This is a genomic window from Longimicrobium sp., from assembly GCF_036399935.1.
In the GTDB taxonomy this organism is placed as follows: domain Bacteria; phylum Gemmatimonadota; class Gemmatimonadetes; order Longimicrobiales; family Longimicrobiaceae; genus Longimicrobium.
Genome location: NZ_DASWMD010000006.1, coordinates 39,156 through 59,515 on the forward strand (window position 1 = coordinate 39,156; position 20,360 = coordinate 59,515).

Here is a 20,360-nt window from a genome sequence, read left to right on the forward strand (position 1 = left end):
CGGACTGCACGCGCGGTCGGGTGCACCAGGCCGGCCGAAGCGCGATTCAGGTCTCCCCCTCCCTTGCGCAGCGGGGGACGGGGGCCGGGGGGAGGGGGCTCCCAAGGACATGGACCGAAGCTCTCGAACTGCCACCGAAGTGCACCTCTCTCCCGTGCAGTTTACGGGGGAGAGGCCGGGAGAGGGGGCTCCCGCAGCATGCGAGGCACCCAGTCGGACCCCGATCGAAGTTCTCCCCCTCTCCGCACAGCAGTACCGTGCGGGGTGGGAGCCGGGGGGAGGGGCGCCCTTGCGGAAACACCTGCCCGCGGCGCAATTCATCCCGCGGCGCAAACCATCCCATCCATACCCCGGCGAGCCTGGTCCTTGATCCCTCTGAACGACGAGAACCCTACCGAGCTGCGGCCGTGGATGACCATGCTGCTCATCATCGCCAACGCCGTCGTGTGGATCCTCATCCAGGGCGGGGGGGAGATGCAGGCGCTAGAGGCGTCGGTGGTGGTGTTCGGCGCGCAGCCCTGCGAGATCACCGGGGCCTGCCAGACCACCGGCCTGGGCGCGTCGGCCCTGGTGACGTCCATGTTCATGCACGGCGGGTGGGGGCACATCCTGGGCAACATGCTGTTCCTGTGGGTGTTCGGGAACAACATCGAAGACTCCATGGGCCACCTGCGCTTCCTGGGCTTCTACCTGATCTGCGGCGCCGCGGCGGCGCTCGCCCACGTGTTCTTTTCGCCGGCAAGCGAGATCCCCATGGTGGGCGCCAGCGGCGCGATCAGCGGCATCATGGGCGCGTACATCCTGCTGTACCCCGGCGCCCGGGTGCGCACCTACTTTCCTCCGTTCTTCTTCTTCCGCATCCGCGCGTTCTTCTTCCTCCTGCTGTGGTTCGTGCTGCAGCTGTTCGAGGGGATGGCCACGCTGGGCATGCCGGCGACGGAGGAGGGCGGCGTGGCGGTGTGGGCGCACATCGGCGGCTTCGTGGCGGGACTGCTGCTGATCAAGCCGTTCGACCGCCCGCGGCTGGTGAGGGCCAAGCGCGAGGGCGTGCAGCTTTCGCACGACGAGGTGGCGCCGCTGCGGTGGTGAAGGTAGAATGACGATCTTCCGCAGACGCTGTCGGGTTTTCCCATCCATCCCCCGCTCACGCCGGGCCCGCTGAACGCATGGCTTCCACGCGCAAGAAGCACCTGAAGTGGCTGCTGCCCCTGTGGCTGGCCGCCGCGCTCCTCCTGTCGGCGGGGCTGTATGCCCGCGCCCAGCAGCCGGGAGACAGCACGGGCCCCGTGCAGGCACAGCCCGCGGCGCAGGACCGCCCGGCCAACCCCGCTTCGCCCCAGGCGCAGGCGCCCGCGGCCAACCCGGGAGACCCCACGGCGCCCCTCGCCTCGCCCGAGGCGGCGCGGCGGGCGCAGACGCCCCAGAGCGGCATCGTGGCCGACTCGGCGCCCGCCGCGCGCAACGCCGGGCAGATCGCGCGGCAGGCCCGCGCCGACGCGCAGGGCACGCCCATCCAGAAGGCCACCAGCGCCCTGGGCATCCTCGTGTTCATTGGGCTCGCGTGGCTGATGAGCGTGCACAAGCGCCGGGTAGACTGGAGGCTGGTGGCGTGGGGCCTGGCGCTTCAGTTCATCTTCGCTCTCCTGATCCTCAAGACGCCGTGGGGCGCGGCTTTCTTCGACGCAGCCAACGACGCGTTCAACGCGCTGATGGGCTATACGGTGGAAGGCGCCAAGTTCCTGTTCGGCAACCTGGTGTTCAACAACATCCCGGCCGGCGCGGGGGGGACGGGCTTCCCGCAGATGGAGCCCATCGGCGCCACCACGGGATGGGCGGCGTCAGGGGCGTACTTCGCCTTCAACGTGCTGCCCACCATCATCTTCTTCTCGTCGCTGATGACGCTGCTCTACCACATGGGCGTCATGCAGGCCGTGGTGAAGGCGTTCGCGTGGGTGATGATGAGGACCATGAAGATCAGCGGCGCCGAAAGCCTGAGCACCGCCGGAAACATCTTCCTGGGGCAGACCGAGGCGCCGCTCCTGGTGAAGCCGTTCATCGGCACCATGACCAAGAGCGAGATGCACTGCGTGATGGTGGGCGGCTTCGGCACGGTGGCGGGCGGCGTGCTGGCGGCGTACGTGGGGTTCCTGGTGGCGTACTTTCCCAACATCGCCGGCCACCTGATCAGCGCCTCGGTGATGGCGGCCCCGGCCTGCATCCTCGTCTCCAAGATCATGTATCCCGAGACGGAAGAGCCGGTGACGGCGGGGAACGTGAAGATCAAGCTGGAGAAGGTGGATGCCAACGTGATCGACGCCGCGGCGCGAGGCGCCAGCGAAGGGCTGAGCCTGGCGCTGAACGTGGGCGCCATGCTCATCGCCTTCATCGCGCTGGTCGCCCTGCTGAACGGAATCCTCAGCGGAACGGCCGGGTTCTTCGGGATGGACCTGACCATCCAGAAGCTGCTGGGATGGATCTTCTCCCCGTTCGCCTGGCTGATGGGCGTGCCCACCCCCGACGTGCTGGCCGTGGGCACCCTGCTGGGCGAAAAGACGGCGCTGAACGAGTTCGTGGCGTACGCGCACCTGGGCGGCATGCTGCAGGAAGGCGCCGGGCTGCAGCCGCGCTCCGTGGTGCTGGCGACGTACGCGCTCTGCGGCTTCGCCAACTTCAGCTCCATCGCCATCCAGATCGGCGGCATCGGCGGCATGGCGCCGGAGCGCCGCGGCGACCTCAGCCGGCTAGGGCTGCGGGCGATGATCGCGGGCACGCTGGCCAACTTCATGACGGCGTGCGTGGTCGGGATCCTGACGTAAGATCAAGTACCGAGTGCCGAGTACCGAGTGCCTGGTGCCTTTCTGGGTACCGGGCACTTGGCCCTTGGTACCTGCCCTAATGACCTGAAGACGGAACGACGACATGGCCATCGAAGTAACCCGCGAACTGCTGCACCGGCTGCCCAAGGCCGAGCTGCACGTGCACCTGGACGGATCGCTCCGCCCGGAAACCATGCTGGAGCTGGCCGCCGAGTACGGCGCGTCCATGCCCGTCGGCGACCCCGAGGCGCTGCGCGACTACATGCACGTGAAGGACGCGCGCAACCTGGTGGAGTACCTGGACCGCTTCGCCATCACCCTGTCGGTGATGCAGACGGAGTACGCGCTGGAGCGCATTGCCTACGAGCTGGCCGAGGACCTTGCCGCCGAGAACGTGCGCTACGCCGAGATCCGCTACTCGCCCATCCTCAACAGCCAGGGCGGGCTGCCGCTGACCGCCACCGTCGACGCGCCGCTGCGGGGACTGGCGCGGGCGAAGGCGGACTTCGGCATCGAGACGGCCATCATCATCTGCGGCATCCGCAACATGGAACCCGCCACGTCACGCGACCTGGCAGACCTGACGGTGGCGTACAAGGACCGTGGCGTGGTGGCGTTCGACCTGGCGGGGGCGGAGTACAACTATCCCGCCAAGAAGCACAAGGATGCGTTCTACACCGTCATCAACAAGAACATGGCGGCCACCATCCACGCCGGCGAGGCGTACGGGGCCGAGAGCATCCACCAGGCCCTTCACTACTGCCGGGCCAACCGCATCGGCCACGGCACGCGGCTGTTCGAAGACCCGGACCTGATGCGGTTCGTGAACGACTTTCGCATTCCCATCGAGATCTGCCTGACCAGCAACGTGCAGACGCGCGCGGTGGACAGCTTCGGGAGCCACCCGCTGCGGCAGTACTACGACGCGGGCCTGGTGCTCAGCCTGAACACCGACAACCGGCTGATGAGCGCCACCACGGTGACCGAGGAGTACTGGCGCGCGCACCAGCACCTGGGCTTCACCTGGGACGAGCTGGTGGACATCGCGCTGATGGGTTTCGACAGCGCGTTCATGCACCGAGCGCAAAAGCTGGAGATGCTGCGGAGGGTCCGGTCAGAGATCGAGTCGCTGGCGGCGTAGGCGGCCCCTCCCCCGGCCCCTCCCCGCGCAAACTGCGGGCGGAGAGGGAGAACCGCGCATTCGTTAGAGGCGCGGATCTGTCATCCAGAGGCGCGAGCGAACGACACCCTTCCGCGGCACACACTCCGCGCGCCGAAGGATCCAGCCGAGGACGCGTCCAAACCTGGGCGCGGCAGCGGTCACACTCCCGGGGACGCGGACAGCGGCATCGACGGAAACGGACCGGCCCCTGGATGGACCGGTCCGTTCGTTTCCCTCGTCAGCCAGCCTCCATCACCCTCGCCGCACGCCTGCCGCCCACCGGGTCCGACGGGGCCGGTGCGGCCGCGGCCGCCGCGCGCTCCTCCGCCGTCACCGGCGCCGTGCCGATGCGCTCGTGCAGGAACTGGTAGCGGTCCACGGCGGCCTGCTCGGGCAGGCGGTGGCCGGAGTCGTACCATCGGACCGTCTGCGACGAACCGGCCGCACGGTGCAGTGCCTCGGCCTTGTACGCGGGGACGAACGGGTCCGTGCGGCCGTTCTGGAAGAGGATGCTCCCCGGCTTCGCCCGCGCGATGTAGCCGATCCCCTCTACAGGCCGCATGGCCGCCACCCAGCGGTTCCACTCCGCGTCGGGGATCCCCGACAGCTGCTCGCCGCGCTGCCCCTGCGCGTCCGTCACGTGCGACACCATCCCTCCATCCGGCACGAACAGCACGTACGCGGCGGGGCGAGGGTCCACGGCCGCGTACATGGTGCCCACCGCGCCGCCGTAGCTCCCGCCCACGAAGGCGATGCGCGCGGGGTCGACGTCGCTCCGCGCCAGCAGCACGTCGACGGCGCGCTGCAGGTCTACGATCAGCTGCACGTGGTCGGCGCTGTCGGCTGCGGTGAACGTCACCATCCCCCCGCCCCGCCGTGCGAACGGGGCGTCCACGGAAATCAGCACCGCACCGCGCCGGGCCAGCCGCAGCGAGCCTGCGGCGATGGACCGCGCGCTCCCCGGGGCCCCGTGCAGCTGCACGATCCCCGGCTTCCGCGCCGCGCCGCCGCGGGGCACGAACAGCAGCCCCGTCGCGCGCCCCCCGCGCGGGCTGGCGAAGCTGATGGCGTGCACCTCCACGTCACCGTCTACCGACTCCAGCGAGTCGCGCAGGTCCAGCGGCGCGGCGCGGTCGTACGCGAACGCGCCGGCGGCGATGGCGTCGCGGGGGGCCTGCGCGCAGGCCGGCACCACGGCCGCACCTGCCAACATCAGCGCGAATCCCGCGACCCCGCGCCGCGCGGCAAAAGAAAGGTTCCTGTTCATCGTCGTAGTTTCCGGGGGATCGGATCCGAGCGCGCACCCTGTCGTCGCGCTCATGCCATTCGATCCAGGCTTGTCGGCCAACCGTTGCAGGCCAACGATGAGGGAACGATTACAAGCGTTCTCGCCAGCGCAGGCCGATCCGGCTGCACGTGCACGGCGGTTGCCGAAGCGCGACCGAATTCTCCCCTCTCCCGCTTGCGGGAGAGGGGCCGGGGGAGAGGGCAGCCGAGGCATGCGCCGACCCACGTCGTAGCGCCCCAAACCCGATCATCGCCCGTTTTCTCACGGCACCGACCGGAGCGCCCCGGGCTGGCTCCCTTCCCCCGCGCGGTTTGCGGGGGAAGGGCTGGGGATGGGGGGCGCCCGAGACATGCGCCCAACCCGGTCCAGTTCCCACCGAAGCTCTCCCTTCCCAGCGATCGTTGCCGCGGAGAGCGGGAGAATCCACCCCTCACGCCGGCGGCAGCCCCGCGAGCGCGTGCAGGTGCTGCACGACCGCACGCGCCGTCTCCGCGGCCGCGTACCCGCCCTCCAGCACCGACACCAGGCGCCCGCCCGCGCGCTCGTCCGCCCACTCGCGCAGCGCGAGCGTGATGGCGTGCACCTCGTGGGGCTCCACCGCGAGCTGGCCCACGGGATCGGCGTCCAGGATGTCGAACCCGGCCGCCAGCAGCACGAAATCCGGCGACTCGGTTGCGGGGACGGCGGCAAGGGCCGCCCGCAGGGCCTCCTCGAACTCCTCGCCCCCGCTCCCCGGAGAGAGTGCCGCGCCGGCCACCTCCGGATGATCGGCGGCTGACGGGTCCGGCGTGGGGAACGAGAGCGGGTGCTGGTGGATGGAGATCAACCCGATCCCATCGTCGTCCGTCAGCAGGCGTGCAAGCGCCAGCGGCGGGCGCACCCCCCAGCTCACCACCAGCACGCGAGCCGCCGCATGCCGCTCCCGAAGGTGCCGCGCGGCGATGGCCACGTTGTTGAAGAGCCCGAATCCACCCGGCCCGTCGGCCCAGGCGCCGGCCCCGGGCGGGCGGGACAGAGCGAAAGCGTTGCGCGCCTCTCCCGCCAGCACGGCATCCACCGCCGTCAGCACCGCCCCGGCCGAGGCGCGGGCGGCGTCCCACGAGGCGCCGGACACGGGAACGCCGTCCAGCTCCAGCGTCTCCTCGCTCCGCGCCGCGTCACCCGCCACCTCGCGGACGCGCCCGACGTGCTCCGGCGTGTGGATCAACCAGAGATCCTCGTCCGTCGCCGGCACGGCCTCCAGCTGCAGCAGCGGCTCCCACAGCGCCACCATGTCGCGCTGCACCGCCCGGACGATCGCCGGAAGGCGCCCCTGGTGGTCGGGATGGCTCCAGCCCGTGTCGTGGCGGGAACAGTCTTCGTGGCTGACGAAGGCGGTGATCTTCAAACGATCCGGGCTCCGGCTGCGGGGTCGCTGCCCAATATGCGGCGGCGCGGGCCTACGGCAATGCTGCCCGGCGATGGGCCGGCGCCTTGCATGTCTCCCCCGCCCTGACATTCACACCGCTTGGAGGATGCGATGCAAGACGAACGCGAGACGGTTGGCGGCAGCGGCGGCCAGGGATTCGGCGGCGGACGCGGCGGCGCGGCCCCCGAGGGCGGCGGCGACCTGGGCGGCAGCGCCAGCGGTGCGTCGGGAGGTGACCTGGGCGGGTTCGGCGGCGGCGCCGGAGGGCGGGACCTGGGCGGCCTACCGGCGGATGACGGCTCCGATCGCGCCAGCGACGAGCAGGTGTCGGGCGAGCTGGGCAGCGCCGGTGGGGCGGGCGGCGGCCACGTCGGGCACACCAGCGGGGCAGGCGGATACGCCGGCGCGGCGGGGACGGGCGGCAACGCCGGAAGCGGGCTGACCGACGGCCCCGATGGGGACGCGGGGATCGCCTCGAACGACATCGGCGGGGGCGGCACCAGCGGCCTGGGTGACGAGGACGTCTTCCCGAAGAGCCTGGGGCTGGACGCCGGGACCGGCAACAACGCCGGAGGCGGCACGGCGACGGGCGGCACCATCGGATAGCGGCTGACGTCACGAAAACGGGCCTGCACCCATCCGCGGTGCAGGCCCGTTCGTCGTTTGGGTCGAAGGCGTCAGCCCGGTGCCGTCTCCAGGCGCCGCAGTTCCCCGATGGCGCGGCGGCAGAGCCAGAGCGGCACGATTCCGATCACCCCGAACGAGCAATCCACCAGCCGCCACCAGAAGGGAATCTCCCGCACCGCTCCGGCGATCAGCGCCAGCGGGATCACCGCGGCGCAGGCCAGCATCCCCCAGGTGATCACCCACTCGTTCCGCACGGGGTCGCGCAGCGGGCCGACGAACAGCATGGCGATCACCAGGTGCGCGAACGCCAGCCAATCGGTTCCGTACGCCAGGAATGGATACGCGTCGTTCGTGGCGCGAAGGGCTTCCCGCACCGTCACCAGCCAGCGCATCAGCCCCGTGTAGCTCTCCGGCTTCGCCTGGGGCCCGGCGCCCAGCATGCCCGTCAGCCACTCCAGCTCGGTCTGGATGGGAAACGAGGTCACGCCGCTGACTACCAGGCCGAAGATGAAGAACCAGATCAGCCACCGCACGCGCTTCCGCAGCCGTGCGACGCGGGCCGCCAATTGTCGGGCGTCCATCATCCTGCGTAGACGATCCGCGATCAGGCGCAGGCCGCCAGCACGTGCGCGGACACGCCCGATGCCGTGGGGTCCGCCGGAGCCGGCGTGGGCTCGGGCTGAGGCTCCACCGCCGGCGGCGCGGGCTCGGGCTGAGCCTGCGCCGGCGCGCCCAGCAGCCGCGGCCCGCGCTCGGGGCGCGGTGTGGCAGGACGCGGGGTGCTGGCCGAGCGCGCGGGCGCGGAGCGGCGGGCGATCTCCGCCTCGTATCCCGGCCGCGTGTAGCGCACCTCGGATCCGGGCGCGCCGTCGCCGCGGGGGCGCCGGAGGCGAATTTCCAGGATCATGTTCTCCATGGTCCAGACCGCCACGTCGCGCTTGCGGCAGAACGGCGGGCCATGCGTCCGCTCGGCGTCGGCGGCGGCCAGCGTGAACAGGTCCGCGGCGCTGACGGCGTGGGTCTCGGGATGGAAGTAGATCAGCCCCACCAGCGTATCTTGCGCGAGAAGCGCCACCGCCTGCACGGGCCCCGTCGTGGACATCGCGTAGATCTCGCGCCCGGCGCGGGTCGCGGCAATGCGCATTGCACTGCTGTCGGCCAGCAGGGCCGCGGTCTCGGCACCCGTGATTCCCCATGGCAGGGCTTTGGGGATCGGCTGCTGGGCACGGGCGGGAACGTGGAGCACGAGGGCCGCCGCCATCAGGGCGGCGAGGCGGATCAGGCGCGTCGTCATTCGGTGGTGGTGTGGCTGTGGGATGGGCGGCGTGCGGGAATCTCGTCCGGTGGACCGCGCGATGCAAGCTTGCTGCGACCGTAGCAGCATCGCTTGCGATCTACGGCTGCCCGCGGAGCCGGCGGATGGCCCACTCCGACGCGGCGGCGAGCAGCAGCATGGCGAACAGGATTGCGGCGAGCGGCAGGCGCGAGCTGGTCCGGGCGCCCTCCGGCGTGAGGCCCTGGATGACCGGGCGCAGCGAATCCGCTGGCAGCATCCGCCCTCCCGACGCGCCGGCCAGCACCGCGAGCCGAGCCCATGCGTCGGCCGCGGCGCCGGTGGATGCGGTTGCGCGCAGGGCGGCGGACGGGGTGCGGCCCGCGAAGGCCAGCGTGTACAGCCCCGTGTCGGCCGGGACGAACGCCGTGCGCAGCACGCCGGGGCGCGCGGGATCGGACGAGAGCGCGAGGGTGTCTGCCAGGCGGCCGGGACGCGTGACGATCAGGGGCGGCGGCGCGGCTTCCGCCATCGCGTAGACGATCACCTGCCGTTGCACCCCGGCCGGGCCGACGGGTTCCGGCACGGAGATCGTCAGCGGATCGCGCGGCGCGGAGGCCAGCCAGTCCACCAGCGCGCGCCAGAACTCGCGGTGCTCGGCGATGCGGCCGGCCTCCATCCGCCAGCGCCAGGTTTCCGTCAGCGCCAGCGACGCCGCGCGCCCGCGGCCCAGAGGGCGCAGACCCAACACGCCACCGCCCGGCGACGACGCCGCCAGCCACGCCCCGGGCCGCACGCCGCCGAAGAGCACCGCGCCGGAGCGGACGCGATCGGCGGGGAGCGGCGCCAACTCGGGCGGCAGCGTCCACGCCAGCGAGGGGCCGTCCACCGCTCGCGCCCGGCCGGGATCCGTCACGACTCCGAACGCCCCCGCGCCCGCCGCGCCGCCCACCAGGAGCACGCCCCCGCCCCGCCCCGCCGCCCAGTCCGCCAGCAGCCGCCGCTCGGCCTCGCTCGTGGGCGCGGCGTTCAGGACCACGGCCGCGTCCACGCGCGCCAGGCGCTCCGCCGTAACGGCGCCGCCCCCAGCCGCCACGGCCTGGCCCCGGCCCAGGTCGAACGCGGTCTCCACCGCCGCGCCGGATTCTTCCAGCGCGCGCACGACGAACTTGCTTTCCCAGTGCGGAAACCCGGCGCGGACCAGCACGCGCGGCGGGCCGGCGGAATCCACCCACGCTCCCGTGCGCGCCGTCTGCCCGTCCGCGTCCACCGTCCACTCCCGCCACCCCGCGCGTGGAGGGCGGACCCGGAACGCGCCCGCCGCGGTACCGGACGCGTCCACGCGAATGCGCAGGCTGTCGAGCACGCCCGTGTCGTCGCTGATGCGCACCAGCACGCTGTCGCCCGGCTGCGCGCGGAGGCGGAAACCAACGGCGGCGGCGCGGCCGGCCAGCACCCGTGCGGGTGCCTGCGCCTGGACGACGGCGGCCTCGTTGGGGAGCGCGGCGTAGAGCGGCGCCCGGCGCGCGGCCGCGGCCAGCACCTCCAGCTCGCGGACCATCGGCGGCTCCGTGGAAGCACGGGCGATGGCGGGAACGGGCGAGCCGACCAGCAGCGAGTCGCGCCGAGCCTCCAGCGCGCGGGCGTTCTCGATCCACACGGGACCGGCCGGACCGCCCCGCGTGCGCCAGAGCGGCGGGGCGAGCGCGGCGACGAGCAGCAGCAGGACGGCCCCGCGAAGCGCCAGCGGCAGCCTCATCGCGTCAGCGCGTAGACGACCACGTTCACCCCGAACCGCGTGTTGTCGACCGAGGAGAACCGCTTGTTCCGCGCGTGGTAGTTCCACTCGGACGCGTAGTCCTTGTTGCTGTACAGCAGCCCGATGCGGCCGTTGACGGTGACGCCCATCAGGTTCTCGTGCACCAGCCCGTCGCCCCAGCCGTTCAGCTCATGGCTGGTGGTGGGTGGCCCGTCTTCGAACACGAAGAACGAGCGGTACAGCTCGTGATTGTTGGGAATGGGCTGGAGCGCGCCCGAGCCGAAGATGCGCGCGATTTCCGCCACCGCCGTCTTGTGGAAGCCGCCGTCCACGTCGTGGTTGTGGTCCTCGATCATGATGAAGCCGCCCCGCTGCACGTACGCCTTGAGGTTGGCGCTCTCCTGCGGGTTGAAGCGCAGCGGCAGGTGGCCGGTAAGGAAGACGAACGGAAAGCGGAACAGCTCGGGGCTCGACAGGTCTACCAGCGCGCCCTGTGACGCCACCGGGATGGAGGTGTATTGCGCCACGGAGTGAAGGATGTTCGTGGGTACCAGCGGCGCGCTGTCCCAGTTGCCGCTTTCGTACTTTGCGATGGCGAAGACGAAGGCCTCCGGCCCGCGCGCCGGCTCCGCCGCCGGTGCGTCCTGTGGCGGCTCGGGAGCCTGCACCACCACGGCGGAAGGCGACGAGAGGACCGCCGTCGCCGTACCCGCGATGGCGGCAAGGGCAAGCGGCAAGGCGATGCGGCGCATCCGGCGGCGGCTCACGGCATTCTCCCGATGCGGCGGAAGTACTCGGCCGCCGCGGGATCCGCGGTCGTGGGAAGGGGGCGCGCGGCGGCCCCGGAACCGGGTGCCAGCCGCTCGCGCGCCCGGCCGAGCAGGTCCCGCGCGCGGTCCGCCCGCCCCGCTCCCGCCTCGCCGGCGGCGCGCGACACCAGCGCGGCGGCCTCGCGGTCCGCTCCCGCCTCGAGCGCGCGAGCGGCGAGCGCGGAGATCTCCAGCGACGACTGGCGCGCGGGGCGGCGGCCCAGGCCGGCGGCCACGCGGTCCAGCTCCGCGAGCAGCGGGCCAAGCGACGGCAGCGCCGCGCCACGGGCGCGAACGGAGGGCGCCACGTCGTCCAGCTTTCCCTGCCCGCGCGCCTCGGCGACGTCGATCGGGTCCACCCGCACGTTTCCGCGCGGGAACACGCGCTCCGCCTGCTGCATGGCCTGGATCATCCGCAGCGCCTGGTACTGGAAGGGCAGCGACGAGTCGGGCTTCGCCAGGTTCAGCTCGCTCTCGCTGCGCCACATCAGGTTGTGCAGCGCCATCAGGTCGCGGTTCACGTCCAGGATGGTGCCCTCGTCGTGCTTGTGGCTGATCTCGTCGATGGTGCCCCGCCCCGTGGCCTCCGAGGCCTCCTCCAGCAGTTCCTCGGCGCTGGGCCGCTCCGCTTCGGCGATTCCCGCCTCCGTGTGCTCGTGCTGGGCGCCGGACGTCTCCAGGTAGCCGAAGTCCAGGTCCTGCCCCTGCACCCCCGATTCGGAGCTGCGCACGTAGACCTGCTCGCCCACCACGTCGCGCAGGCGCCCCTGCTCGCGCGCCACCTCGCCGCTGCGCTTCAGCAGGTCGGCCCGTGACAAACGTGGCGCCTCGCGTACCAGCCGCTCGGTCATCAGGATGATCATCCGCTGGCTGAGCACCGGGTCCTTGGGCAGCTCGGCGGGAAGGCCGATGTCGGTGTTCACCTCGTCGAACTCGTCCGGGCGCGCCACCCGGATGATGCGGGTGCGCGACACGCTCTCGCCCGGTCCCGTGACGTCGTTGCGGTCGCGCGCCACGGCGCGGATGTGCATCACGTCCCCCGGCTGCAGCTTGAGCGTCGCCAGGTCCACCACCAGCTCGCCCGTGGCCGTCCTGCCGTTTCGCGACACGCGCGCGAACTGCCAGTCGCCCTCCACGAACTCGTACGATTCGCCACTGCCGCGCGAGTGCGTCCAGTGCAGCCAGAAGCCGCCGATGCCGTAATCGTCCCCGGCGGTGGCGCGAATGGTCAGACGCCCGGTCCCCTCCGCCAGGATGAGGTCAGCCGCGGGGACGGTCAGCTGCACGTCCGGCGGCTGGTCGGGAAGCGCGAGCAGGGGAACGACGCGGCGGTCGATCACCTCGCCCCCGGCCACCGCCTCCAGCGACAGCCCGCGCGCGTCCGCCGCCATCGTGTAGTCGATCACCCACTCTCCTCCAGCCCGTCTCACCGGCAGCGCACGGCCGCCGATGACCGCCGCGCGAACGCCGTCCCATCGATCCGGAAAACGGCTGCGCAGGCGGATGCGGCTTCCTGCCAGCGCCGAAACCGGCTCGTCGCCCCGGCCCTCCTGCGGGCCGATGCCGGCGTACGCGGGCGGCTGCACGCGCCACCGCAGCTCGTCGAACAGGGGCATGGGCGCCGGCGCGGCGTTCGGAAGCGTCTCCGCGCGCACTTCCGCCCACCGGCTGGCGTAGGCGTCCGCGGGATGCATCCACCGCGTCCACGCTTCACCCGCCACCTGTGGCAGCGCGATGGAGAAGATGCCGGCCAGCGCCAGCCCGATCCCGAGTACCATCGCCGGTACCTTCAGGCGTGCGGGAGCGACGCCGCGTGGATCGGCTTCGGCCAGGCGCCGCTCCGCATCCGCCACGAACGCGCGGACGACCACCCCGTCCGGCAGGGCGTCCGCCGCGTCGAAAGCCGTCAGCAGCCGGTTCTGCAGCGCGGGAATGCGCTCCTCCGCCAGCAGGGCGAAGCGCCGGGGCGGAGGCGGACGGAGCACGCGGTGGATGGAGAACGCGACGAAGCCCAGGCCGAGCAGGGGCGGAATCCACCGCAGCGTCTCGCGCAGCACGGCGCGGAGGGGGATCAGGAGGTCCAGAAACACGAGCAGAATCGCCGCTGTGACGAACAGCGCCGGGGCGATCACCAGGGCGCGGAGCAGCACCGACCGCCTCCACGCCGCGCGCACGCCGCCGATCAGCCGCTCGGCCGGGGCCTGCAGCGGCCGTGGGGATGTGGCCGGGGGTGACTGGACGATGGTGCTCATCGTGGCGCCCTGCGTCTGTAGGCCAGCATCGTTTCGATCAGCGCGACGAGGAGCGCAGCCGCGAGCAGCCATCGCCCGAACGCGATTCCGCCGGCCGCACCCAGTCGATTGGCCGCGATGGACGATGCGCCGCGGCCGCGCAGCACCTGGAGCGCGCCTGAATCCAGCGGCCGGTCGATCGTGGTCGCATCCTGAGACTCGCAGCCGCGCGCGAGCCGGCCCAGCATGGCCGGATACTCCGCCTGGAAGGGCAGATCACCGCCCTCCAGCGCCGTCCCGAGGTACACGGTGCACCCCGTGCGGGTCCGAAGCGCCGTCGCGGCCGGCCGCCCATCATCCCAGGCCCCCACCGTCCGTGCCCCTTCGGCCGTCCGCCCCTCGACACGCCCGGCCGCCCCGCCGACCCGCAGGTCCGCCCCGAGCCACATCGTTCCCCCGGCGCTGTTGGGCCGCACGGCGAAAGGGCCGTCCCACGGCATCATGGTACTCCATGCACCGGAGTCGACGACCGCCGTAGACGCGACGATCAACGCCGCGCCCCGCCGCGTGCGAGAGAGCAGTTCCACCGCGGTCGAGCGATCCGGCTGGGCCAGCACGAAGTAGGCGCCGGAGTCCGGGGTCGTGGTATCCGTCGCTGCGACCAGGCCGGTGGGCGGGATCACCTGGACCTGGTATCCCAACGCGCCGAGCGCCGCGCTGACGAACCGCCCTCCCTCACCCGCCACGACGTACGCGCGCCGTGAGGATGTGGGCGGGTCCCCAGCAGCAGTGTCGCGCGCGATCGGCAAGCGGGTAATCTGGATCGATCCCGGCCAGGCGGACTCGCGCAGCGCCCCCAGCCCCGGCGACCAGCCAGCCGACGAGAGCGTCGAGATCATCCGCACGGTGACGGAATCTGCGCCGCGGAGGGCGCGTGTGGCGGCGGGGATCGCCCGCAGCGCCGCGGCATAGTCCGACGGCGCGCGTCCGGGCCCGGCGGCGAGCAGCGAATCGAACAGCTCGGGGCGAACCCGCGCCCGCGGGACGTGCACGGCCCCCGTATCGAACAGCACCAGTTCGCCGCGCGCCTCGCCCTCCGGCCCGAGCAGCGCCTGCCGCGCCGCGGAAAGCCCGGCGCGCCACCCGTCCGCGTCCACCACGCCTCCCCGGTCCAGCAGCACCACCGTGCTCGTCCCCTCCGGCGCGGGAATCCACGCCGGCCGCGAGAACGCCGCGCCGACGAGAAGAAGCAGCAGCATGCGCAGCACCAGCAACGGCAGGTCCGTCGGCCGGCTGACGCGGACGGCGTTGCGCGGGTCCTCCGCAAGGAAGCGCGCCGTGGGAAGCGGGACGCGTCCGGGCGGACGACGGCGGATCAGGTGCAGGGCGAGCGGCACCAGCATCGCCAAGGCACCGGCGAGGAGGAACGCGGGGGCGGCGAAGGTCAGCACCGCGTCATCCGCGCCGCGCGTTAACCCAGGCCACCAGCGCCTCCTCGACCGGCTGCGAGGTCGTCAGGGGCACGTATTCCACGCCGCGCTCGCGCAGGCGGTCGGCCAGCCCGTCGTAGTAGGCGCGGACGCGGCGGACGTAGCCCGCGTCGGCATCCGGCGTGGCGGGGAGTTCGGTTTGTGGCTGCTCGGGATCGAAGAACAGTCCCGCGCCCGGCGGACGATCACCGGATTCCGCCGCCGTCAGCACGCGCATGGCGATCACCTCGTCTCCGCGCGCGCGGAGGCGGGCCAGGGCGGTGACCAGCCCGGACCCGTCATCCTCCTCCAGCAGGTCGCTGATCAGCACCACGCGCCCCCGCCGCTGCATGGTGCCGCCCACGCGGTCCAGCGCGGCCCCGGCCGCCCCCGAGCCGGAGGGCGACATCCGCTCCAGCTGCATCAGCAGGTCGTGCAGGTGCCCACGGCGGGACCGAGGCGCCAGCAGCAGGCGCGGCTCCGCGCCAAAGGCGGCCAGCCCCACGGCGTCGCCCGCGCCCAGCATCAGGTGCGCGAGCGCGGCGGCCACGTAGGCAGCGTATCGCGACTTGGGCACGCCGCCCGGGTCGGCGTAGTCCATCGACGCCGACGTATCCATCACCAGCCAGCACTGCAGGTTGGAGCGCTCCTCGAACTCACGGACGTACAGCCGGTCGGTGCGAGCGAAGAGCTTCCAGTCCACGTAGCGGACGTCGTCGCCCTGCTGGTAGTCGCGGTGCTTGGCGAAATCCTCTCCCGAGCCGTGCTGGGGCGAGCGGTGGATGCCCGACTGGAACCCGCGCACGATGGTCTTCGCGATCAGGTCCAGCCCGCCGATCCGCTCCAGCAGGTGCGGGGGGAGGAATGCGGCCGTCGCGGTCATCGGCAGGATTTCGTGCCGACCCTGCACAGGCGAATGAATTCGCTGCAACAACTACACGAAGTCTGCCTTCGCAGACTGGCTTGCTCAGGTGTGAGTTGAAGCCGAGGGCGCGCCCGGAGCCTGGTGCAGTTCTCCCCCTCTCCCGCTTGCGGGAGAGGGGGCCGGGGGGAGAGGGCAGCCGGGGACTGCACGGCCACCATCGAAGCGTCCCCAAGCCCGCCAGCAGGCCCAGCCGCAGCACCCCAAGCCGCCGAAGCACACCAAGCTGACTCCCTTCCCCCGCGCAGTTTGCGGGGGAAGGGCTGGGGATGGGGGGCGCCCGTCGCCCACGCCGAGCCCAGCCGAACCCGGCGCGAAGTTCTCCCCTCTCCCGCGCGGTTTGCGGGGGAGGGGCCGGGGGAAGGGGAACGCGTCACAACCCGCTCCGCGGCGGCGCCACGCTTTCAATCAGCCGGCCAATCACCGTGTCGGACGAAACGCCCTCGGCCTCGGCGTGGAAGTTCACCAGCACCCGGTGGCGCAGCACCGGAGCCGCTACACGCCGAACGTCGTCGGGCGTTACGTGGAAGCGTCCGGCGAGCAGCGCGTGGGCTTTGGCGCCCAGGATCAGCGCCTGTCCGGCGCGGGGGCCGGCGCCCCAGCGGATCCAGCGCTTCACGTCGTCCTGCGCGCTGGCGTCGCCGGGGCGCGTGGCGCGCACGAGCGAGGCGGCGTAGTGAAAGACGTTGTCGGCCACGGGCACCTCGCGCGTCCACCGCTGCAGCGTCAGCACCCGTTCCGCATCCAGCACCCGCTCCACCGGCGCGTCCTGCACGCCGGTGGTGGAGCGGAGAATCTGCACCTCTTCCTCGGCCGAGGGATAGTCCAGCCGGATGTCGAACATGAAGCGGTCCAGCTGCGCCTCGGGGAGCGGATAGGTGCCCTCCTGCTCCACCGGGTTCTGCGTGGCCAGCACGAAGAAGGGCCGCGGCAGCTCCATGTCTTCGCCGCCCGCCGTCACGCGGCCCTCCTGCATGGCCTCCAGCAGCGCCGCCTGCGTCTTGGGCGGCGTGCGGTTGATCTCGTCGGCCAGCAGCACCTGCGTGAAGACGGGGCCGCGGATGAAGCGCGTGGCCCGCCGCCCCGTCGCGCGGTCTTCCTCGATCACCTCGGTGCCGGTGATGTCGCCCGGCATCAGGTCGGGGGTGAACTGCACGCGCCGGAACTCCAGCTCCATCGCTTCCGACAGCGTGCGCACCAGCAGCGTCTTCGCAAGGCCGGGGACGCCCACCAGCAGCGCGTGCCCGCCCGCCAGCAGGCACATCAGCACCTCGTCGAGCACCGCCTCCTGCCCCACGATGCGGCGGCGCACCTGCGCCCTCAGGCGGCCTGCGTCGGCCAGGAGCGATTCGACTTCGTTTTCGGCGGTCAGCAAGCAGGGCCTCGGCGAGCGCGAAAGTGTGGGCAGGCGCGACGGATACGGCGACGTGGCGTGCTAAGATCCTAGCAGCCAAGCTAGCGGGAACGCGCCGGGGCGCGAAAGTGCGCGCCCGACCCGCCGCCCGCAGGTAGGATGCACGAAGGGCGCGTTTCGTTGGCGCGCGGCGGCATCATTGACGGAAGCCGCCGCGCTCCGCACTTTACCCGCCGCGCGCGCCGCCCGGGGGCTGGACGGGCGCGCCACGACCCGCCGTTTCAGGCCGCGCCGCCCGACGGGGCGCACCGCCGCCGCGGCATTGCCACCATCCCTCCGCCAGACATGTCGCAACTCCTCCGCAGGAAGCAGATCAACGAGGCGCGGTCGGAGCACGTAGATCCGCAGGTAGAGGTAGAGCACGGCCTGCGGCGCTCGCTGGGCGTCTGGCAGCTCACCTCGCTGGGCATCGGCGCCATCATCGGCGCGGGCATCTTTTCCGGCGCCGGCACCGCGGTTTCCGGCGGGCCCAACCACGTGGGCGCCGGGCCGGGCCTGGTGCTGTCGTACGTGCTGGTGGCCATCGCCTGCGGGTTCGCCGCGCTGTGCTACGCCGAGTTCGCCTCGCTGATCCCCCAGGCCGGCAGCGCCTACACCTACGCCTATGCCACCCTGGGCGAGCTGGTGGCGTGGATCATCGGCTGGGACCTGATCATCGAGTACGCGGTGGGCAACATCGCCGTGGCGGTGTCGTGGGGCGCGTACTTCCAGACGCTGATGAAGGGGTTCGGCCTGGGGCTGCCGGAGTGGCTGGCCACGGACCCGCGCAGCGCGAGGCAGGCGTTCGCCGAACTGCAGGCAGACCCGTCCGTCACGGGCGCCACGCTCGATGCCGCGCACGCATGGCAGAACGCGCCGCACGTGCTGGGGCTGCCCATCATCTTCAACCTCCCCGCCGTGGTGATCGTGGCGCTGATCACCTGGATCCTGGTGAAGGGCATCCGCGAGAGCGCGTGGGCCAACACGGTGATGGTGCTCCTGAAGCTGGCCATCCTGGTCTTCTTCGTCACCATCGGCGCGTTCTGGGTGCGGCCCGAGAACTGGAGCCCGTTCATGCCCAACGGCTGGAACGGCGTCTTCGTGGGCGCGTCGCTGATCTTCTTCGCCTACATCGGCTTCGACGCGGTGTCCACCGCCGCCGAAGAGGCCAAGGACCCGCAGCGCGACATGCCGCGGGCCATGATGTGGTCGCTGGGCGTCACCTCGGTCATCTACATCGTCGTGACGCTGGTGATGACCGGCCTGGTGCCCTGGGACCAGCACGGCACGGCAGACCCGCTGGCCAGCGCCTTCTCGGAGCGCGGCTACGACTGGGTGGCGGGGATCATCTCGTTCGGCGCGGTGGTGGCCATGGCGTCGGTGCTGCTCGTGTTCCAGCTGGGCCAGCCGCGCATCTTCTATTCGATGGCGCGCGACGGGCTGCTTCCGCCTTTTGCCGCCAAGCTGCACCCCAAGTACCGCACCCCGCACGTCACCACCATCCTGACGGGCGCGTTCGTGGCCTTCTTCGCCGCGTTCGCCAACATCAACGAGGTGATCGAGCTCACCAACATCGGGACGCTCTTCGCCTTCGTGCTGGTGGCGGCCGGGGTGATGGTGCTGCGCTGGCGCGAGCCGGAGCGCCACCGTCCGTTCCGCACGCCCGCCGTGTGGTTCGTGGCGCCGGCCGCCATCGTTTCCTGCGGCTTCCTCATGTTCAAGCTGCCCCGGGTCACCTGGGAGCGCTTCGGGATCTGGATGGCGGTGGGCCTGGTGCTGTACTTCCTGTACGGCTACCGCCACAGCCGGCTTCGCCCGGGCGGCGAGGGCACGCGCGCGGTCTGAGGCTCGGCTGGATGATGATGAACGGCGGCGGTCCCCTGGGGATCGCCGCCGTTTCTGTGGCGGTATGCGGCTTGCGCCGGGTGCCCGGCCTGGTTCGCGGCGGATTCGCCGCCGCGGACGTGGATCACCAGGAGCGGGAGCCGCGGGACATGAAGCAGATCGCCAGCAGGCAGGACGTGGACGATGCGCTGGGGCAGGACGGGGCCATCCTCTTCAAGTACAGCATGACGTGCCCCATCAGCGCCAACGCGCGGCGCGAGATGGAAAGCTTCCTGGAGCGCCGGCCCGACGCCCCGGTCTTCAAGCTCGACGTGCACGAGGCGCCCGAGGCTTCGGAGTACGTGGCGGAGAAGACGGGGCTCGAGCACGAGTCGCCGCAGGTGATCATCGTGCGCGGTGGCAAGCCCGACTGGCATGCCACCCACTTCGACGTCACCGCGTCGGCGCTCGAGGAGCAGACCGCCTGATTCAGGCCGGCTGAATGCGCCGGTAGCGGGCCTTGGCCAGCTGGAAGACGCCGTACGCCATCAGCCCCAGGGCGGCGGCGCCCAGCAGCCAGCGCCCGTGCGACTGTTCCCGCAGCGTGACGAGCGCGCCCTGCAGCCCGGCGGCCTTGCCGGGCTCGTGGCGGAGCGCCGCCAGGATCACCATCCACCCCGCGATGGCGAACACCACGCCGCGCGCGCACGTCCCCACCCGCCCCAGCGTGACGATGCGCCGGCGCAGGTCCGCGTCCAGCCCGCCGAAGCCCAGGCGCTTGGCGATGTCGGAGGTGGCGCCGCGGTACAGCTGGAAGAGGCCGTAGCCGGCGATCCCAAGGCCGACGGCGCCCACCAGCAGCTGCCCGAACGGCTTCTCCATCACCGCCCCCGTCCAGTGCGACCCGCCCCCACCCTGGCGGCCGCCGCCGGACAGCAGCCGCACCGCTTCGAGCGCGAGCCCCGCGTACGCGACGGCGCTGATGGCGTAGCCGGCGCGCGCGCCCAGGCCCTTGGCGTCGCTCCCCTTGTTCTCGGGGTCCATCGCGGTCTGCACCACGCGCCACACCACGTACCCGGCAAGGCCGACGGCCATCATCGCCAGCAGCGTCCACCCGAACGGCTGGCCCCGCAGGGTGGAGAGCGCACCCTCGGAGCCCTCGACCTTTCCGGCGGACCACGCCGCCTGGGCCGAGAGGCCGCCGATGGTCAGGTACACCAGCCCCTTGGCCGCGTAGCCCATGCGGGCCAGCCGCGTGACCCAGGGCGCCGCGTCGCTGGCCGCGCGCCGCCCGGCCGCCTGAACCCGTGAAGAGACGTCCGTCAACTCTGCCTCCGTCTTGGAAATAGAAAAGCGCGGCGGCCGGGGGGGCCGCCGCG

17 protein-coding genes are annotated in these 20,360 nt (G+C 72.0%); 6 read left to right on the top strand and 11 right to left on the bottom strand.

Annotation, left to right across the window (positions count from 1 at the left end; genetic code table 11):
• The first annotated feature begins 366 nt into the window (after positions 1-366).
• The 3 genes from VGB24_RS02140 (at position 367) to add (ending at position 3,957) form a co-directional block, all read left to right on the top strand.
• On the top strand, positions 367-1,089 hold the full coding sequence (locus VGB24_RS02140) for a rhomboid family intramembrane serine protease (protein WP_331071307.1): 723 nt from the start codon (positions 367-369) through the stop codon (positions 1,087-1,089).
• Positions 1,090-1,511: 422 nt separating this feature from the next.
• A complete protein-coding gene (locus tag VGB24_RS02145; RefSeq protein ID WP_349263882.1) occupies positions 1,512-2,816 on the top strand; it encodes a NupC/NupG family nucleoside CNT transporter in 1,305 nt (434 codons plus the stop codon).
• A 103-nt stretch (positions 2,817-2,919) separates the two neighbouring features.
• A complete protein-coding gene (gene add, locus VGB24_RS02150; protein WP_331071309.1) occupies positions 2,920-3,957 on the top strand; it encodes an adenosine deaminase in 1,038 nt (345 codons plus the stop codon).
• 259 nt (positions 3,958-4,216) lie between these two features.
• On the opposite strand, the gene VGB24_RS02155 is transcribed toward add, so the two are convergent.
• Both VGB24_RS02155 and VGB24_RS02160 read right to left on the bottom strand, forming a co-directional pair.
• Positions 4,217-5,245, bottom strand: coding sequence for an alpha/beta hydrolase (locus tag VGB24_RS02155; protein ID WP_331071310.1), 1,029 nt, complete (start codon positions 5,243-5,245; stop codon positions 4,217-4,219).
• Between the two features lie 451 nt (positions 5,246-5,696).
• Entirely contained in the window at positions 5,697-6,653 is a 957-nt protein-coding gene (locus VGB24_RS02160; protein WP_331071311.1) for a histone deacetylase, read from the bottom strand.
• 132 nt (positions 6,654-6,785) lie between these two features.
• On the opposite strand from VGB24_RS02160, the gene VGB24_RS02165 reads away from it, so the two are divergent.
• Entirely contained in the window at positions 6,786-7,280 is a 495-nt protein-coding gene (locus tag VGB24_RS02165; protein WP_331071312.1) for a hypothetical protein, read from the top strand.
• 71 nt (positions 7,281-7,351) lie between these two features.
• On the opposite strand, the gene VGB24_RS02170 is transcribed toward VGB24_RS02165, so the two are convergent.
• The 8 genes from VGB24_RS02170 to VGB24_RS02205 all read right to left on the bottom strand — a co-directional run bounded on the left by VGB24_RS02170 (position 7,352) and on the right by VGB24_RS02205 (position 17,139).
• The gene (locus tag VGB24_RS02170) at positions 7,352-7,885 is read right to left on the bottom strand and encodes a hypothetical protein (RefSeq protein WP_331071313.1); all 534 of its coding nucleotides are present in this window, start codon (positions 7,883-7,885) and stop codon (positions 7,352-7,354) included.
• A gap of 20 nt (positions 7,886-7,905) precedes the next feature.
• Complete coding sequence (locus VGB24_RS02175; protein WP_331071314.1) at positions 7,906-8,595, bottom strand: hypothetical protein; 690 nt, start codon at positions 8,593-8,595, stop codon at positions 7,906-7,908.
• A gap of 100 nt (positions 8,596-8,695) precedes the next feature.
• A complete protein-coding gene (locus VGB24_RS02180; protein ID WP_331071315.1) occupies positions 8,696-10,333 on the bottom strand; it encodes a hypothetical protein in 1,638 nt (545 codons plus the stop codon).
• Entirely contained in the window at positions 10,330-11,100 is a 771-nt protein-coding gene (locus tag VGB24_RS02185; RefSeq protein ID WP_331071316.1) for a DUF4159 domain-containing protein, read from the bottom strand. Before VGB24_RS02185 ends, VGB24_RS02180 begins: the two co-directional genes overlap by 4 nt.
• A complete protein-coding gene (locus VGB24_RS02190; protein ID WP_331071317.1) occupies positions 11,097-13,394 on the bottom strand; it encodes a hypothetical protein in 2,298 nt (765 codons plus the stop codon). Before VGB24_RS02190 ends, VGB24_RS02185 begins: the two co-directional genes overlap by 4 nt.
• Complete coding sequence (locus tag VGB24_RS02195; protein WP_331071318.1) at positions 13,391-14,824, bottom strand: BatA domain-containing protein; 1,434 nt, start codon at positions 14,822-14,824, stop codon at positions 13,391-13,393. Before VGB24_RS02195 ends, VGB24_RS02190 begins: the two co-directional genes overlap by 4 nt.
• A gap of 4 nt (positions 14,825-14,828) precedes the next feature.
• A complete protein-coding gene (locus tag VGB24_RS02200) occupies positions 14,829-15,725 on the bottom strand; it encodes a DUF58 domain-containing protein (RefSeq protein ID WP_331071319.1) in 897 nt (298 codons plus the stop codon).
• Positions 15,726-16,137: 412 nt separating this feature from the next.
• A complete protein-coding gene (locus VGB24_RS02205) occupies positions 16,138-17,139 on the bottom strand; it encodes a MoxR family ATPase (RefSeq protein ID WP_331071320.1) in 1,002 nt (333 codons plus the stop codon).
• A 324-nt stretch (positions 17,140-17,463) separates the two neighbouring features.
• Here VGB24_RS02205 and VGB24_RS02210 point away from each other — a divergent pair, with 324 nt between their 5' ends.
• A complete protein-coding gene (locus VGB24_RS02210) occupies positions 17,464-19,002 on the top strand; it encodes an amino acid permease (RefSeq protein WP_331071321.1) in 1,539 nt (512 codons plus the stop codon).
• Positions 19,003-19,013: 11 nt separating this feature from the next.
• Entirely contained in the window at positions 19,014-19,469 is a 456-nt protein-coding gene (gene ytxJ, locus VGB24_RS02215; RefSeq protein ID WP_331071322.1) for a bacillithiol system redox-active protein YtxJ, read from the top strand.
• A 1-nt stretch (position 19,470) separates the two neighbouring features.
• Here ytxJ and VGB24_RS02220 read toward each other — a convergent pair.
• Positions 19,471-20,360 (bottom strand): DUF1206 domain-containing protein (locus VGB24_RS02220; RefSeq protein WP_331071323.1); only part of this gene is annotated, 890 nt, incomplete at its 5' end.

What these genes read in the sequence shown, in the direction of transcription:
- VGB24_RS02170 (WP_331071313.1), bottom strand. Translation starts at nt 7,885, where the DNA reads ATGATGGACGCCCGACAATTGGCGGCCCGCGTCGCACGGCTGCGGAAG.
- VGB24_RS02165 (WP_331071312.1), top strand. Translation starts at nt 6,786, where the DNA reads ATGCAAGACGAACGCGAGACGGTTGGCGGCAGCGGCGGCCAGGGATTC.
- ytxJ (WP_331071322.1), top strand. Translation starts at nt 19,014, where the DNA reads ATGATGATGAACGGCGGCGGTCCCCTGGGGATCGCCGCCGTTTCTGTG.
- VGB24_RS02190 (WP_331071317.1), bottom strand. Translation starts at nt 13,394, where the DNA reads ATGAGCACCATCGTCCAGTCACCCCCGGCCACATCCCCACGGCCGCTG.
- VGB24_RS02155 (WP_331071310.1), bottom strand. Translation starts at nt 5,245, where the DNA reads ATGAACAGGAACCTTTCTTTTGCCGCGCGGCGCGGGGTCGCGGGATTC.
- VGB24_RS02175 (WP_331071314.1), bottom strand. Translation starts at nt 8,595, where the DNA reads ATGACGACGCGCCTGATCCGCCTCGCCGCCCTGATGGCGGCGGCCCTC.
- VGB24_RS02180 (WP_331071315.1), bottom strand. Translation starts at nt 10,333, where the DNA reads ATGAGGCTGCCGCTGGCGCTTCGCGGGGCCGTCCTGCTGCTGCTCGTC.
- VGB24_RS02210 (WP_331071321.1), top strand. Translation starts at nt 17,464, where the DNA reads ATGTCGCAACTCCTCCGCAGGAAGCAGATCAACGAGGCGCGGTCGGAG.
- VGB24_RS02200 (WP_331071319.1), bottom strand. Translation starts at nt 15,725, where the DNA reads ATGACCGCGACGGCCGCATTCCTCCCCCCGCACCTGCTGGAGCGGATC.
- add (WP_331071309.1), top strand. Translation starts at nt 2,920, where the DNA reads ATGGCCATCGAAGTAACCCGCGAACTGCTGCACCGGCTGCCCAAGGCC.